Source organism: Streptomyces sp. NPDC050988 (assembly GCF_044456225.1).
Lineage (GTDB): Bacteria > Actinomycetota > Actinomycetes > Streptomycetales > Streptomycetaceae > Streptomyces.
Genome location: NZ_JBITFQ010000022.1, coordinates 132,067 through 146,312, shown reverse-complemented (window position 1 = coordinate 146,312; position 14,246 = coordinate 132,067). Strand labels below are relative to the sequence as shown.

The window sequence follows — 14,246 nt, the reverse complement described above, 5'->3', positions numbered from 1 at the left end:
GTACAAGTGGTGGACGGGATACAGGACTTCCTCTGCTGGCGGGGGCCGGCCTCGGTGAACGTGTTCGTCCTCGGCGCGGGCAGCACACCGTTCCCGAACGAGACCTTCCACCTCGCCGGACTTGTCCCCGACCGGGTGCTGCCGTTCACCCTGACGGAACCGCCGGAGGACATCGCCGCCCTCGGCCTGGTGTCGTACGACCTCGACTTCGAGAACACCTCTCTCGACCTGCGGGCGTACACCGGAGCGGTCCTGCGGCGGGTCTGCGAGGGCACCCGGTCCGTCGCCTGGGCGGCCTTCGAGGGATCGTTCTCCTACGACCGTCTCCTCACCGACTCGGTGGCCGACCAGGTCTACGGCTACTGCGTGAGCGGCTCCGAGCCGGTGGTCGTGTGGGACGTCGCCACCCTGCGAAGCGACGACTGGAGACAGCGTGTCGCCGGGGCTCGCGCGGCCCTGGACGTGCTGCGCTCCGCCTCGAAGTAACCGAAACTCATCGGTCAGGAATCGAGAAGCGCTGTCTGCGGGCCGCGGCTAGCGTGACTGCCATGTGCTTCACCAGTCAGCCAGGATTCCCGCCGCGCTACGACACGAACGCGTCCCCGGACGCGTCCCCGGCCTTTCCTCGCGGCACGATCGCTTCAGGAGTGACCATGACCGGCTCTGCCACACAAGGAATCAGAACCGTGCTGCATCCCGTGTCCGACCTGGCGTCGGCCAAGGCGGTGTACACCGCACTGCTCGGGGTGCCGCCGCAGACCGACGAGTCGTACTACGTCGGCTTCGAGGCCGCGGGCCAGCAGATCGGGCTGGTGCCGAACGGTGGGCAGCAGGGCTTGGGTTCGCCGGTGGTGTACTGGCATGTGCCGGACATCGAGGCGAAGCTGGCCGAGGTGACGGCTGCCGGTGCCACCGTGAAGGAGCCCGCGCACGATGTGGGTGGCGGACGTCTGGTGGCCGCCGTCACCGACCTCGACGGCAATGTCCTCGGACTTCTGCAGGACCGATGAGCGCCGCCCCCCGCAGCCGCGACCAGCGTCGTCGCGACACCGAGCACCGGCTCGCCCACGACGTCGATCTGTGGGTGGCCAGTGCTTCGGCGGACGGTACGCCGTACCTCGTACCGCTGTCCTTCGACTGGGACGGCGAGGCGCTGCTGGTGGCCACGCCGACGAAGAGCCCCACCGGCAGGAACCTGGCCGCCACCCGAACCGTTCGGCTGGGCCTTGGCCCGACCCGGGACGTGGTCATGATCGATGGCGAGGTCGAGGTCCTGGAGATCGACGAGCTGCCGAAGGAGAGAGGGGACCGGTTCGCCGCGCACACCGACTTCGACCCGCGGACGCTGACCACGCCGTACCGCTGGTTCCGTATCTCTCCGCGCCGCATCCAGGCCTGGCGCGAAGTGAACGAGCTGGACGACCGCGAGCTGATGCGCGACTGCCGCTGGTCGGTCTGACGCCTCGGCCGGGCGGGCCTCGGGCCACCCCGGCCGGCACCGCCGATCAGGAATGACGGCGTCCCGTTGCCGCGACGGGCGCGGACAAAGTAGAACCAAGCATGCTGCTCGAAGCCGGTCGGATCGAGCCAGGCGACGTCGACGGAGAACCGCGGGAGCGGGCCCGTCCCACGGAGGGAGACATGATGAGCAGGACCACGAGGACGGACGCGCAGTCGCCTGCGACGCACGATGCCGACAGCCACGACATGATCCGCGTGCACGGGGCGCGCGAGAACAACCTCAAGGACGTCAGCATCGAGATCCCCAAGCGGCGGCTGACGGTGTTCACCGGTGTCTCCGGCTCTGGCAAGAGCTCCCTGGTGTTCGACACGATCGCGGCGGAGTCGAAACGGCTGATCAACGAGACGTACAGCGCCTTCCTCCAGGGCTTCATGCCGACGATGGCGCGGCCGGAGGTGGACGTACTCGACGGGCTGACGACCGCGATCACCGTCGACCAGCAGCGGATGGGCGGCGACCCCCGCTCCACGGTCGGTACGGCCACCGACGCCAACGCGATGCTGCGCATTCTCTTCAGCCGGCTCGGCAAGCCGCACATCGGGCCGCCCAGCGCGTACTCCTTCAACACGGCCTCGGTCAGAGCGAGCGGTGGGATCACCGTCGAGCGCGGCGCCGAGAAGACCAAGACCGTGAAGGCGACCTTCAACCGCACCGGCGGCATGTGCACGCGCTGCGAGGGCCGGGGCAAGGTCTCCGACATCGACCTCACCCAGCTCTACGACGACTCCAAGTCGCTCGCCGAGGGCGCGTTCACCATCCCCGGCTGGAAGTCGGACAGCCAGTGGACCGTGGGGCTCTACGCCCAGTCGGGATTCCTCGACCCGAACAAGCCGATCCGCAGCTTCACCAAGAAGGAGATGCAGGCCTTCCTCTACGGCGAGCCGACCAAGGTGAAGGTCAACGGCGTCAACCTCACCTACGAGGGGCTGATCCCCAAGATCCAGAAGTCGTTCCTGTCCAAGGACAAGGAAGCGATGCAGCCGCACATCCGGGCGTTCGTGGAGCGGGCGGTCACCTTCGCCACCTGCCCCGAGTGCGACGGCACGCGGCTGACCGAGGGGGCCAGGTCGTCGAAGATCAACCGGAAGAGCATCGCCGACGCCTGCGCGATGGAGATCAGGGACCTGGCCGAGTGGGTCCGCGGCGTCAAGGATCCGTCGGTGGCGCCGCTGCTCACCGCGCTCCAGCAGACCCTCGACTCCTTCGTGCAGATCGGTCTCGGCTACCTCTCGCTCGACCGGGCTTCGGGCACGCTGTCCGGCGGTGAGGCGCAGCGCGTCAAGATGATCCGCCACCTCGGCTCCTCGCTCACGGATGTCACGTACGTCTTCGACGAGCCCACCGCCGGCCTGCACCCGCACGACATCCAGCGGATGAACAACCTGCTGCTGCAGCTGCGGGACAAGGGCAACACCGTGCTCGTCGTCGAGCACAAGCCGGAGGTCATCGCGATCGCCGACCATGTCGTCGACCTCGGCCCCGGCGCAGGCACGGCGGGCGGCACGGTCTGCTTCGAGGGCACCGTCGAGGGGTTGAAGGCCGGCGACACCATCACCGGACGCCACCTCGACGACCGGGCCTCTCTCAAGGAGGAGGTGCGCAAGTCCACCGGTGCGCTGGAGATCCGGGGCGCGACGGCGAACAACCTGCGGGACGTCGACGTCGACATCCCGCTCGGGGTGCTCAGCGTCATCACGGGCGTCGCGGGCTCCGGCAAGAGCTCGCTCGTGCACGGGTCGATCCCCACCGAGGAGGGGGTGGTGTCGGTCGACCAGAGCCCGATCCGCGGCTCGCGGCGCAGCAACCCGGCAACGTACACGGGACTGCTCGACCCGATCCGCAAGGCGTTCGCGAAGGCCAACGACGTCAAGCCCGCGCTGTTCAGCGCCAACTCGGAGGGCGCCTGCCCCACCTGCAACGGCGCCGGGGTCATCTACAGCGACCTGGGAATCATGGCCGGCACCTCCACCACCTGCGAGGACTGCGGCGGCAAGCGGTTCGACGCGTCGGTGCTGGAGTACCGCCTCGGCGGGCGCGACATCAGCGAGGTGCTGGCGATGCCGGTGACCGAGGCCGAGGAGTTCTTCGGCGGCGGCGAGGCACACACGCCGGCCGCGCACCGGATCCTGCAGCGGCTCGCCGACGTCGGGCTCGGCTATCTCACCATCGGCCAGCCGCTCACCACGCTCTCCGGCGGCGAGCGGCAGCGGCTCAAGCTGGCCACCCATATGGGAGACAAGGGCGGCGTGTACGTCCTGGACGAGCCGACCACCGGCCTCCACCTCGCCGACGTCGAGCAGCTGCTGGGTCTGCTCGACCGGCTCGTCGACTCCGGCAAGTCGGTCATCGTCATCGAGCACCACCAGGCGGTCATGGCGCACGCGGACTGGATCATCGACCTCGGTCCCGGCGCAGGTCATGACGGCGGCAAGATCGTCTTCGAGGGCACTCCCGCCGACCTCGTCGCCGACCGCTCGACCCTCACCGGCGAGCACCTGGCGGCGTACGTCGGCGCCTGATCGCCTATCTTGACGGCTATGCAGTCCTACACGATCGGCCAGGCAGCGAGGCTGCTCGGAGTCAGTCCGGACACCGCCCGGCGGTGGGCGGACGCGGGCCGGGTGGCCACGCACCGGGACGAGGGCGGGCGGCGCCTCATCGACGGGCGGGCGCTGGCCGCCTTCTCCGTCGAGCTGGCGAAGAGCGGCAGCGAGGAGGACGTCTCGTACACCTCCGTCCGCAACGCCTTTCCCGGCATCGTCACCGCCGTGAAGCTCGGCGATGTGGCGGCCCAGGTGGAGATCCAGGCCGGGCCGCACCGGCTGGTGTCGCTGCTGACCCGGGAGGCCGTGGAGGAGCTGGGTCTTGAGGTCGGGGTGGAGGCCACCGCCCGGGTGAAGTCGACGAACGTGCACATCGACCGCGCCTGAGGGAGCAGGGGGTGGCCTCCCGCGGTCACAACTCGGCCGGGAGGCCGGTCACTTGCTGGCCCAATACCGGAGCGCGGTCAGTTGGCGCCCGAGTACCGGTGCGCGGTCACCAAGTGACCGAGTACAAGCGCACGGTCACTTGGTGACCGAATACGAGTGCGCGCCCGTTCCCGCCAGTGCGCCGCCGTCGACGATCAGGTACTCGTCGCGGATCGGCCGTCCGGCGAAGAAGGCCTCCAGGATCTCCCGGGTGCCCGCCGCGTAGCGGGCCTGCGCGGAGAGGGAGGAGCCGGAGATGTGCGGGGTCATGCCGTGGTGCGGCATGGTCCGCCAGGGGTGGTCGGCCGGGGCGGGCTGCGGGTACCAGACGTCGCCCGCGTAGCCCGCCAACCGGCCGCTGCGCAGCGCCCGGTCGACGGCGTCCCGGTCGGCGATCTTCGCCCGCGCGGTGTTGATGAGGTACGCGCCGCGCTTCATCTCGCCCAGCAGCTTGTCGCCGAACAGCCCTTCCGTCTCCGGGTGCAGCGGAGCGTTGATCGTGACGACGTCGCAGTGCGGCACCATGTCGGCGGCCGTCTCGTGGAAGGTCAGGCCCAGTTCCCGCTCAACGTCCTCGGGCAGGCGGTGCCGGTCGGTGTAGTGCAGCTTCACGTCGAAGGGCGCGAGGCGGCGCAGCACCGCGAGTCCGATGCGCCCGGCGGCGACCGTGCCGACGTGCATGCCCTCCAGGTCGTACGAGCGGGCCACGCAGTCGGCGATGTTCCAGCCGCCGTCGAGCACCACCTGGTGGGAGGGCAGGTAGTTGCGGACGAGGGACAGGGTCATCATCACCACGTGTTCGGCGACGCTGATGCTGTTGCAGTACGTCACCTCCGCGACTGTCACACCATGGGCGATGGCCGCGTCGAGGTCGACGTGGTCGGAGCCGATGCCGGCCGTGACCGCCAGCTTGAGGTTCTTCGCGGCGGCGACACGTTCCGGGGTCAGGTACGCCGGCCAGAACGGCTGCGAGATCACCACGTCCGCGTCGGGCAGCTCCCGGTCGAAGACGGATCCGTCGCCGTCCTTGTCGGAGGTGACGACAAGGGTGTGCCCGGCGGCCTCCAGGAAGCGCCGCAGGCCGAGTTCACCGGAGACGCTGCCGAGGAGGTGGCCCGGCGTGAAGTCGACCTCGGACGGGGTCGGGGCGGTCTGCCCGCCGGGGTAGTGGTCGATCGCGGGGAGGTCGTCACGGGCGTACGAGGTCGGGTATCCGTCGGTGGGGTCGTCGTACAGGACGCAGAGCACCTTGGCCATGGTCACGGCTCCTCAACTCCGGTTACGGAAGGTGCGCTTCACGATCCTCGCCGGGAACTCCGCTGGTCAAAGCGAACTTCGCTATGCCCGTATAGCGCACGTCTATCAGTGGTCGCCGACGTCGATATACGTCCGCAGCAACGCGTCCAGCGCCTCTCGTACGCCCGCCTCCCGCGCCACCGTCAGGAGCGCACCGGCCAGTACGGAGGGCGGATCGTCGGGGCCGGTCACCAGTCCCACCCTCGGTCCATGGGCGGGCCCCTCCAGCGGTACGACCCGCATGCCGTCCGGTACGCCGAACATGTGCAGCCACGCGTGCGAGATCACGCTGGACCAGCGGCCGCCGGGGAGGTGCGCGTACAGCCCCGCCACGCTGTCCGACTCGATCGCGGGGGCCGCCGTGGCGCCGTCGGCCGCGAAGCACTCGTCGATGATGCGGCGGTTGCGCATGCGCGGGCCGAGCAGACACAGCGGGAGAGTGGCGGCCTGGGCCCAGCGGGCCGTGGCGGCGGTGGCGAGCGGGCCGTCGGTGGGGGTGAGCAGGACGTATCGCTCCTCGTACAGCGGCAGTCGGCGCAGCGAGTCGTCGTCGAGGTACGTCATCGCCGCGTCCAGTTCGAACTCGGCGAGCCCGTGGGTGATGTCGGCCGAGGACAGGGACTCGATGCTGACGCGGGCGCGTGGGTGGCGGTCGCAGAACGGGGTCGTCAGCAGGGAGGCGGCGGGCAGCGCAGTGGGGACCACCCCGAGGCGGAGCGTGCCGGTGAGGCCGTCGCCCAGGGCGGACAACTCCTGGCGGAGCGCGTCGCGTTCGGCGAGCATGCGGTGCGCCCAGGCCAGGACCACCTCGCCCTCCGGGGTGAGTCCCTCGTACCGTCTCCCCCGCCGCACGATCGGGACGTGCAGTTCGTGTTCGAGGCGGCGGATCGCGGCGGACAGCGACGGCTGGGAGACGTAGCAGGCGGCCGCGGCGCGGGCGAAGTGGCGTTCGCGGGCGAGGGCGACCAGGTACTCCAGCTGGCGCAGTTGCATGCGTGACCTCCGCGGGAGGGGGCTGCGTGCCCGGGGTGCCGACGTACAGCATGGGCCGGGCGGTGTCACGTCCACGGGGTGTAGCCGCCGTCCACGCGGATCGTGTCGATGCCGCTGATGTGCCGGGCGCCGCAGCGGTCCTGGGGCAGGACGAGTTGGGGTCCCTCTCTGTCGAGCGGGGTGTCGTCGATGCCCACCGCGAGCAGGACCGGCGCGCGGCCGAAGTCGGGGTCGATCTCGGCCCAGGACAGCAGCGCGTGGTGTCCGTCCCTGCTGGACACGGCGATGAGGAAGCGCAGCCGGTCCTTGCGGCGGGAGGGGTCGAATGCGGGGCCGGCGGCAGTCAGTACGTCGTGCAGGAGCGGTCCGGTGAAGCGATGGTGCCGGATGCCGCTGGTGGCGCACTCGAAGCTGACCTCGGCCTCGTGCTGCGGCCAGGCGAGCAGGTCGGGCACCGTCATCCGGGCCGGGCGGTCCAGATCACCGGCGAGCTCCAGTTCCGCCACCGGACCGGCGGCCGCACGGGCAGCTGCGAGGGGCTGACTCACTGGCTACCACCTCCCGCATGACCGTACGGTGTCAGGCGTCCTCGGGTTCCAGCTCGAAGGTGAAGTAGACGCTCAGGGTGTAGGGCTCGTCCTCGTCGTACGCGAAGTCCCATGAGACGTCGAGCAGGAAGACCTGGTTCTCCCCCACCCACTCCTGGGCTTTCCCGAAGGCTTCCGCGGCGGTTGTGGCGGGGAACAGCTTCCTGGCTATGGGATGCACCTGGCTCTCGGCATCCGAGTCGTCGAAACCCTCCGGAACGTCCAGGCAGAGGTCGGGATCGAGCTCCATGGACTGCGCCCTTTCAGTCGACTGCCGGTACGCGTGGACGGAGGCTGATCCTGATCCTGACCCTCCGTACACGACGCCCGGTAAGACGACCGCACCCCTGGAAGGGTTGCTTCGCAGGGCGCCGACGACGTGCGGCCGGTACGCCACAGCGCATGGTCGGAGACAGGGGGAACCGACGTTGCGCCGCGGATACAAGTGGGTGGACCGCGAACTGTCCCGGATGGACCCGGAGACCGACTGGGAGCGGATGGTCTCGCTCTATGTCGGCCACCGCGTCCCGGAGTTCGCCCTGGCGATGATGATCTATCCGGGCACCATGCGCATGATGCAGCCGGCTTTCGGGGCCGCCACACTGGCCCACACCTCGAAGCTGGAGACGAGGCCCCACCGGCGTTTCCAGGACGGCAACGACTTCCTGATGGCCTGGATGGTGGACGGCCTGTCCAGTACGGCGGGCCGCGGGGCCGCCGGACGGCTGAACCGTATCCACCTGGCCGTCGCCCGCGGGACCCCGCACTTACCCGGCAACTTCGACGACACCGACGACTTCGTCTATCCGCTGGTGCTGCTGGCCACGTTCGGCGACCGTCTTCAGACCTCGCTGGGCCTGCCCGGCTTGAGCGGACCCATGAAGACCGCCTGGCACCGATGGGCGCAGGCGCTCTTCCGCCTTCTGGAACGTGAGTCCGGCCCACTGTACGACGAGGCGTTTCCCGAGGACTGGGACGCCATGAACGCGTTCGCCGTCGAGTTCGAGTCCAGGCCGTACGAGCCGACGGAGTCCGGCCATCGCGTGGCGACCGCGATGATGGGCTTCTTCGCGGAGCGCTGGTTCCCCGCCCCCCTACGGTCGTTCGGCAGGGACCTGACCCGCTTCCTCGCGGGCGAGCGGGTCTGCCGGCTCCATCGCATCGGCTGGATCAGCCCTCGCCGCGAGCGTGTCGTCCGCGTTCCTGAAGTCCGCGTTCCGCGCCCAGCGCCTGCGTCCGGACTCCCGCACACCGCTTCCGGCACGCCTCCGACGGAACCGGCGCACCAACGCACAGCTCAAGGAGCTTGAGCCGTACCGGGCCCCGAGCGGCGACGGGCCCGCGCCGGTGGAGCCGAGATGCAGAGATACGGCGTCGGTCGTACGCGGCACCGCCGACGGTCCCCTCTGATACGCGACCGCTACAGCAGGTACTGCCACTTGGTCATGCGGTCCTTCAGGTCGACGGTCGGGCCGTCCAGCGTGAAGGTTCCGTCTCCGCGGTGGTGGAACAGCTGGGGTTGGGGCTGTGAGGGGTCGGTCCACGCCCTGACGGGTTCGAGGAGGAAGAGGCTGTAGTCGGCCACGAGGCTGGTGTCGGCGACCCTGCACTCGATGTTGGCGAAGCATTCGGCCACGAGCGGTGCCTGGACCTGCTCACCGGTCACGGCGGTCAGGTCGAACTCCTCGAACTTGTCCACGTCGGCGCCCGAGCAGTTGCCGATGTCGACGACGGTGGCCGCCATGTCCGCCGTGGGGACCGAGACGACGCACTCGCCGGTCTCGACCAGCGCCTGGTAGCTGTGGTCCCAGGGGCCGATGGTGCACGCGATCAGCGGCGGGGCGTGGCGCACCATCATGTTGAACCCGTTGGTCATCACGTTCGGGATGCCTCGATGCCTGGTGGTGACCAGGATGACGGGGCCTGGTTCGATCAGTCGGTGAACCTGGTCCAGGGGGTGGGGCCGAAGGTCCTTCACGGTGATCATGTCTGCTCCTGGCGCCGTGCGATCCGGGCGCCGGCACCCGGGCCGGCGCACTGTCTGTCGCATCGAGTGTCGGCAGACAGGCACACCGCCATGAAGGCCACGTTGTTCCTGGGTACGGGAGGACCAGCCTCGCCCCCGGCTCACATACTCCCGCCCCCCCGCCGCTACTGCTCCTTGCCGGCGCCCTACTGCTCCTTGCCGGCGAGGTCGGCCACGGGCGCGGCTGCCCGGGCCTGCGTCGACTCGGTCGCCGTGGTCTCCGTCGGCTCGGCGGACGTGGCCTGTTTCGGCGCGACCGCCATGGCCCTCAGCGTCTCGAAGGCGGCCGCCGTCGGGCCGGCCGGTTCGGCCTGGTAGACCACCAGTTGCTGATGCGGGGCCCCGTTGACCGTGAAAGCAGCGAACTTGATGTTCAGGTCCCCGACCTCAGGATGCTTGAGGTGCTTGCCTTCCTGGGACTTGCTCTTGACCTCGTGCATCTTCCAGAGTGCCGCGAACTCCTCGCTCTGGGCCGACAGTTCCGCGACCACCTCGGCGATGCGGGCCGATTCGGGATCGTGGCCGTAGGCGGCCCTGATCTCGGCGACACAGGAGTGCGCGGCCCGCTCCCATTCCTGGTAGAACTCGCGGCCCGCCGGGTCGACGAACACCATGCGGGCGAGGTTGTCGAACTGGTCGAATCCGCTGTGCAGAGCTGTGGCGAGGGAGTTGCCCGCCATGATGTCGAGGGCCGGGCCGACCACGAAGGCCGGAGTGTGCTCCCAGCCGTCCATCAGCTGCAACAGCTGGTGGCTGACCTCCGCCTCGTCCCGGTCACGCGGGCGCTGCGAGGCGGTGAGGCAGAGGCGGTTGAGATGGTCGGCGGCTTCCGCGTCCAGTTTCAGCGCGAGTGCGACGGCCTCGACCACCTGCGCGGAGGGGCTGCTTTCACGCCCCTGTTCCAGCCTGATGTAGTAGTCGGAGCTGACGCCCGCGAGGAGCGCGACTTCCTCTCTGCGCAGTCCCGGCACCCGGCGTCGCCCGTATTCGGGAAGACCGACATCCTGCGGCTTGAGGGCTTCTCGACGGGCTCTGAGGAAATCACCCAAAGGTGTCCCATTGCTCATGCGGCAAGCCTAGATGGTTTCCGGCCGACCAGAAGTCCAGGTTGTGCAATATGACGTCGGGCGACAGGCACGTATACGCAGAGTAGTCACAGGGTGAGGCGGGCCCGCAAACCTGGGTGTAACGCACCCACCGTCCGCACACCATTTCCGGGTGTTTTCCACCTAGCCTCGACAGCATGGACAACGACACGCGCCCCGACCTGGTTGAAGGGCTGGGTCAGTTTCTCCGCTCCCACCGGGAACGCCTGACCCCCGCGGACGCGGGGCTGCCCGGCGTCGGCCGGCGAAGGGTGCCCGGGTTGCGGCGCGATGAGGTCGCGGCGCTCGCGGGTGTCAGCCTGAGCTACTACAGCCGACTGGAGCAGGGCCGTGAACTCAGCCCCTCCGCACGGGTACTGGAGGCCATGGCCCGCGTGCTGCGCCTCGGGGAAGAGGACAAGAAGGAACTCTTCCGGCTGGCCCGGCCCGCGACCCGCCGCACCAAGTCCCCGTTCCGCGTCGAGCGTGTCCGCCCGCACCTGCGGCGACTCATCGAAGGCTGGACCAGGACACCGGCCTTCATCATCGGCCACGCCCAGGACCTGCTGGCCACCAACGCACTGGCCGACGCCCTCTACGCCGACTTCGCACAGCACGACAACGTACTGCGCATGCTCTTCCTCGACCCCGCGGCGAAGACCTTCTACCGGAACGCGGAACGGGCCAAGAACCGTGCGGTCGCCGACCTTCAGCAGACCGCCGCGAGCACCCCCGAGGATCCCCGCATTCTGGAACTCGTCGGTGAACTGTCCGTGCGCAGCGGGGAGTTCCGCTCCCTGTGGGCACGTGAGTACACCCGGGTCCCGCCGTACGAGGTCAAGCAGATGTACCACTCCGGCGTGGGAGACCTGGAGTTGAGGCACGAGGCCCTCACCATCCGCAGCGCTCCGGGACAGCAGCTCGTCATCCTTCAGGCAGAGCCGGGTTCTCCCTCCGAGGACCGTCTGTCCCTGCTGGGTTCCATCAGCGCGCCCGAAGTACCCCACCAGCAGAATCCCGCACAGGGCGCCTGAGCCACGTTCGCCTCCTCTTCCTAGGTAAGCCTAGGTATGGGACTCCCAGGAAAAGCACAGCCTTCATCGCGCCATGGCCCCCGGGCAGACTCGAATACGTCAACAGGAAATCCCCGAAAAGGGGAAACGACGAAAGAGGTTTTTCCCATGGCTACGTGGTTTGTCACCGGCGCTTCCCGTGGAATCGGTGCTGAAATCGCTCGGGCCGCCCTGGCGGGCGGCAACAATGTCGTGGTCGCCGTGCGGAATCCGGAGCGTGTGCCGGCCGATCTCAAGGATTCCGACCACGTATTCGCGGTCGCCCTGGACGTCACGGACAACGACAGCATCCCGCAGGCGGTGGACGCCGCGGTGGAGCGGTTCGGCGGCATCGACGTCCTGGTGAACAACGCCGGTCGCGGCCTGCTCGGCGCCCTGGAGGAGATCACCGACGCGGAAGCCCGCTCGCTGTTCGACCTCAACGTCTTCGGCCTGATCAACGTCACCCGCGCGGTGCTTCCCGTCATGCGCAAGCAGGGATCGGGCAAGCTCGTGCACATCGGCTCCCGTTCGGGCTTCGAGGGTGAGCCCGGTGTCAGCCTGTACTGCGCGTCGAAGTTCGCGGTCGCCGGTATCAGTGAAGCGCTCTCCGCGGAAATGGCCCCGTTCGGAATTCAGTCGGTGGTCGTCGAGCCGGGTGTCTTCCGCACGGACTTCCTCGACTCCAGCTCGCTTTCCGTGGCCGCGACCCGCATCACCGACTACGACGACACCCCCGCGCACGTGACGCTGGACTGGATCGACCGGGCCAACCACGCCCAGCTCGGCGACCCCGTCAAGGGCGCCGCCCTCATCGTCGAGGTCGCCTCCGGCGAAAAGCTGCCCACGCACCTCTACCTGGGCCGCGACACCCTGGAGCGGCTCGACGTCAAGCAGCGGCAGGTGCAGGACGACCTCGCCCCGTGGCGCGAGAAGTCCGCCGCCACCGCGCACGAGGACGCCGCCTGACGCATCGCCGGATCCCCCACCTCCGGCTCTCCCCACCCTCCGATCAAAGAGCCCTCCCCACCTCCCGATCCATCAGATTGAGGTTTTGTGATGTCTGCTGCTCTGCTCACGGGCACTCCCCTGGCCGGCCGTGTCGCCGTCGTCTCCGGCGCCTCCAGCGGCATGGGTGCCGTCACCGCCGAACGCCTCGCCGAACTCGGCGCCACCGTGGTCGTACTGGCCCGCCGCAAGGAGCGCCTCGACAGCCTGGTCAAGAACATCGAGGCCGCCGGCGGCACCGCGCTCGCCCTGGCCGTCGACGTCACCGACCGCGCCGCCGTCCAGACCGCCGCCGACCAGGTCGCCGCCCGCTTCGGCAAGGCCGACCTCGTGTTCAACAACGCCGGTGTCCAGCTCATCTCCGGCATCGAGGAGCTGAAGGTCGACGACTGGCAGCGCCAGATCGACCTCAACATCAGCGGTCTGATGAACGTCATCGCCGCGTTTCTCCCCCACCTGACGGACTCCGCCGCCCAGGGCAGGCCCGCCGACCTGATCAACACCTCGTCCATCGCGGCCACCCGCATCCTGGCGAAGTTCTCCATCTACTCCGGCACCAAGGCGTACATCAGCCACCTCACCCGGCTGCTCCGCGTCGAACTCGGTCCCAAGATGGTCCGCGTCGCCACCATCGAGCCCGGCATGGTCGACACCGAGCTGCCCGACCACGTCACCGACCCCGACGCGTCCAAGCTGATGGCCGACCTGATCCACGACATCGACGTCCTCCAGAGCGCCGACGTCGCCGAGACCGTCGCCTTCATGGCCGCCGTGCCGCGTCACGTCAACCTCACCGAGATCACCATCCTGCCGACGGCCCAGGTCGTCTGAAGTCCGTCCCGTCATGGCGGGGGAGGAACAGCTCTCGGCTGTTCCTCCCCCCCCACGACGCGTCGGCGGACATGACGGCCCGCACGACCACATGACCACATGACCACACGACCGGGCGACCACCGGGCCATCCGGCCCCGGCGACCGCACCGTCTAAGCTCCGGGCCATGCGCGTATTGGTCTTGGAGGACGATCCCGAGCTGGGGCCTGTCGTCGCTGCTCAGCTGCGTGGTGCGGGGTTCGCGGTGGACCTCTCACGGACGCTGGCGGAAGCGGATCTCAAGCTCTCGGTCAACAGCTACGACTGTGTCGTGGCCGACCGCTCGGTCCCGGACGGTGACTCGCTCACGCTGCTCGCCGCACACCGGCGGACGGGATCCGTACTGCCCTTTCTCCTCCTGACGGCACTGGACGCGGTGAGCGACCGGGTGGCCGGCTTCGAGCACGGCGCCGACGACTATCTGGTCAAGCCCTTCGCCTTCGCCGAACTGGTCGTACGGGTACGGGCGTTGTGCCGCAGGGAGCAGCCCGCGCGGCCGCCGGTCCTGCGGGCGGGCGACCTGGAGGTCGATCTCCCACGTCGCCGCGTGTCCAGGGCCGGGGTGCTGCTCAGCCTGTCGGCCAAGGAGTTCGCCGTCCTTGAGCTGCTGATGCTGCGCGCGGGCGAGGTCGTCACACGCACCGAGCTGATCGAGAGCTGCTGGGACGAGGCGAGTGAGCCGATGTCCAACGTGGTGGACGTCCTCATCGGTCAGCTGCGGCGACGGCTCGGTCCGCCCGATCCGATCGGGACGGTGCGCGGGGTCGGCTACCGGCTGGGCGGAGCCGATCAGGAGCCGTCCGCCGGGGCGCGGGCGTGAGCCGCCGGGACGGCGTG

At 69.1% G+C, this 14,246-nt stretch carries 16 protein-coding genes; 10 read left to right on the top strand and 6 right to left on the bottom strand.

Annotation, left to right across the window (positions count from 1 at the left end; translation table 11 throughout):
* Positions 1 to 6: 6 nt before the first annotated feature.
* The 5 genes from ACIBEI_RS34605 to ACIBEI_RS34585 all read left to right on the top strand — a co-directional run bounded on the left by ACIBEI_RS34605 (position 7) and on the right by ACIBEI_RS34585 (position 4,452).
* A complete protein-coding gene (locus tag ACIBEI_RS34605; protein ID WP_398894292.1) occupies positions 7 to 486 on the top strand; it encodes a hypothetical protein in 480 nt (159 codons plus the stop codon).
* Positions 487 to 653: 167 nt separating this feature from the next.
* Complete coding sequence (locus ACIBEI_RS34600; RefSeq protein ID WP_398894290.1) at positions 654 to 1,010, top strand: VOC family protein; 357 nt, start codon at positions 654 to 656, stop codon at positions 1,008 to 1,010.
* Positions 1,007 to 1,459, top strand: a complete 453-nt coding sequence (locus ACIBEI_RS34595) for a pyridoxamine 5'-phosphate oxidase family protein (protein WP_398894288.1) — start codon at positions 1,007 to 1,009, stop codon at positions 1,457 to 1,459. The genes ACIBEI_RS34600 and ACIBEI_RS34595 overlap by 4 nt, the downstream gene beginning before the upstream one ends.
* Before the next feature lie 185 nt (positions 1,460 to 1,644).
* Positions 1,645 to 4,041 carry an ATP-binding cassette domain-containing protein gene (locus ACIBEI_RS34590; protein ID WP_398894286.1) on the top strand — a complete coding sequence of 799 codons (2,397 nt, stop codon included), beginning with the start codon at positions 1,645 to 1,647 and terminating at the stop codon, positions 4,039 to 4,041.
* Between the two features lie 18 nt (positions 4,042 to 4,059).
* Positions 4,060 to 4,452, top strand: coding sequence for a molybdopterin-binding protein (locus tag ACIBEI_RS34585; RefSeq protein ID WP_307519837.1), 393 nt, complete (start codon positions 4,060 to 4,062; stop codon positions 4,450 to 4,452).
* 135 nt (positions 4,453 to 4,587) lie between these two features.
* Here the strand turns inward: ACIBEI_RS34585 and ACIBEI_RS34580 are convergent, their stop codons facing one another.
* The 4 genes from ACIBEI_RS34580 to ACIBEI_RS34565 form a co-directional block, all read right to left on the bottom strand.
* Positions 4,588 to 5,748 (bottom strand): NAD-dependent formate dehydrogenase, encoded by a 1,161-nt coding sequence (locus tag ACIBEI_RS34580; RefSeq protein ID WP_398894284.1) that lies wholly within the window; start codon positions 5,746 to 5,748, stop codon positions 4,588 to 4,590.
* 105 nt (positions 5,749 to 5,853) lie between these two features.
* Positions 5,854 to 6,780, bottom strand: coding sequence for a LysR substrate-binding domain-containing protein (locus ACIBEI_RS34575; RefSeq protein ID WP_398894282.1), 927 nt, complete (start codon positions 6,778 to 6,780; stop codon positions 5,854 to 5,856).
* Positions 6,781 to 6,845: 65 nt separating this feature from the next.
* Positions 6,846 to 7,328, bottom strand: coding sequence for a molybdopterin-dependent oxidoreductase (locus ACIBEI_RS34570; protein WP_398894281.1), 483 nt, complete (start codon positions 7,326 to 7,328; stop codon positions 6,846 to 6,848).
* Between the two features lie 31 nt (positions 7,329 to 7,359).
* Positions 7,360 to 7,617 carry a hypothetical protein gene (locus ACIBEI_RS34565; protein WP_398894280.1) on the bottom strand — a complete coding sequence of 86 codons (258 nt, stop codon included), beginning with the start codon at positions 7,615 to 7,617 and terminating at the stop codon, positions 7,360 to 7,362.
* A gap of 199 nt (positions 7,618 to 7,816) precedes the next feature.
* On the opposite strand from ACIBEI_RS34565, the gene ACIBEI_RS34560 reads away from it, so the two are divergent.
* Entirely contained in the window at positions 7,817 to 8,677 is an 861-nt protein-coding gene (locus tag ACIBEI_RS34560) for a DUF2236 domain-containing protein (RefSeq protein ID WP_398894279.1), read from the top strand.
* Between the two features lie 110 nt (positions 8,678 to 8,787).
* On the opposite strand, the gene ACIBEI_RS34555 is transcribed toward ACIBEI_RS34560, so the two are convergent.
* Positions 8,788 to 9,354 carry a flavin reductase family protein gene (locus ACIBEI_RS34555; RefSeq protein WP_398894277.1) on the bottom strand — a complete coding sequence of 189 codons (567 nt, stop codon included), beginning with the start codon at positions 9,352 to 9,354 and terminating at the stop codon, positions 8,788 to 8,790.
* 185 nt (positions 9,355 to 9,539) lie between these two features.
* Complete coding sequence (locus ACIBEI_RS34550) at positions 9,540 to 10,460, bottom strand: helix-turn-helix transcriptional regulator (RefSeq protein WP_398894276.1); 921 nt, start codon at positions 10,458 to 10,460, stop codon at positions 9,540 to 9,542.
* A 176-nt stretch (positions 10,461 to 10,636) separates the two neighbouring features.
* Between ACIBEI_RS34550 and ACIBEI_RS34545 the strand changes: the two genes are divergently transcribed.
* From ACIBEI_RS34545 to ACIBEI_RS34530, 4 genes are all read left to right on the top strand, one after another.
* Positions 10,637 to 11,512, top strand: a complete 876-nt coding sequence (locus ACIBEI_RS34545; RefSeq protein WP_398894275.1) for a helix-turn-helix transcriptional regulator — start codon at positions 10,637 to 10,639, stop codon at positions 11,510 to 11,512.
* A gap of 147 nt (positions 11,513 to 11,659) precedes the next feature.
* Entirely contained in the window at positions 11,660 to 12,499 is an 840-nt protein-coding gene (locus ACIBEI_RS34540) for an SDR family NAD(P)-dependent oxidoreductase (protein WP_398894274.1), read from the top strand.
* Positions 12,500 to 12,586: 87 nt separating this feature from the next.
* Complete coding sequence (locus ACIBEI_RS34535) at positions 12,587 to 13,369, top strand: SDR family oxidoreductase (RefSeq protein ID WP_398894272.1); 783 nt, start codon at positions 12,587 to 12,589, stop codon at positions 13,367 to 13,369.
* Positions 13,370 to 13,536: 167 nt separating this feature from the next.
* Positions 13,537 to 14,229 (top strand): winged helix-turn-helix domain-containing protein, encoded by a 693-nt coding sequence (locus tag ACIBEI_RS34530; protein WP_398894270.1) that lies wholly within the window; start codon positions 13,537 to 13,539, stop codon positions 14,227 to 14,229.
* The last annotated feature ends 17 nt before the right edge of the window (positions 14,230 to 14,246 follow it).

Excerpts from the sequence above, each read along its gene's own strand:
- ACIBEI_RS34600 (WP_398894290.1), top strand. The coding sequence starts at position 654 with ATGACCGGCTCTGCCACACAAGGAATCAGAACCGTGCTGCATCCCGTG.
- ACIBEI_RS34595 (WP_398894288.1), top strand. The coding sequence starts at position 1,007 with ATGAGCGCCGCCCCCCGCAGCCGCGACCAGCGTCGTCGCGACACCGAG.
- ACIBEI_RS34590 (WP_398894286.1), top strand. The coding sequence starts at position 1,645 with ATGAGCAGGACCACGAGGACGGACGCGCAGTCGCCTGCGACGCACGAT.
- ACIBEI_RS34585 (WP_307519837.1), top strand. The coding sequence starts at position 4,060 with ATGCAGTCCTACACGATCGGCCAGGCAGCGAGGCTGCTCGGAGTCAGT.
- ACIBEI_RS34580 (WP_398894284.1), bottom strand. The coding sequence starts at position 5,748 with ATGGCCAAGGTGCTCTGCGTCCTGTACGACGACCCCACCGACGGATAC.
- ACIBEI_RS34575 (WP_398894282.1), bottom strand. The coding sequence starts at position 6,780 with ATGCAACTGCGCCAGCTGGAGTACCTGGTCGCCCTCGCCCGCGAACGC.
- ACIBEI_RS34565 (WP_398894280.1), bottom strand. The coding sequence starts at position 7,617 with ATGGAGCTCGATCCCGACCTCTGCCTGGACGTTCCGGAGGGTTTCGAC.
- ACIBEI_RS34555 (WP_398894277.1), bottom strand. The coding sequence starts at position 9,354 with ATGATCACCGTGAAGGACCTTCGGCCCCACCCCCTGGACCAGGTTCAC.
- ACIBEI_RS34550 (WP_398894276.1), bottom strand. The coding sequence starts at position 10,460 with ATGAGCAATGGGACACCTTTGGGTGATTTCCTCAGAGCCCGTCGAGAA.
- ACIBEI_RS34545 (WP_398894275.1), top strand. The coding sequence starts at position 10,637 with ATGGACAACGACACGCGCCCCGACCTGGTTGAAGGGCTGGGTCAGTTT.
- ACIBEI_RS34540 (WP_398894274.1), top strand. The coding sequence starts at position 11,660 with ATGGCTACGTGGTTTGTCACCGGCGCTTCCCGTGGAATCGGTGCTGAA.
- ACIBEI_RS34530 (WP_398894270.1), top strand. The coding sequence starts at position 13,537 with ATGCGCGTATTGGTCTTGGAGGACGATCCCGAGCTGGGGCCTGTCGTC.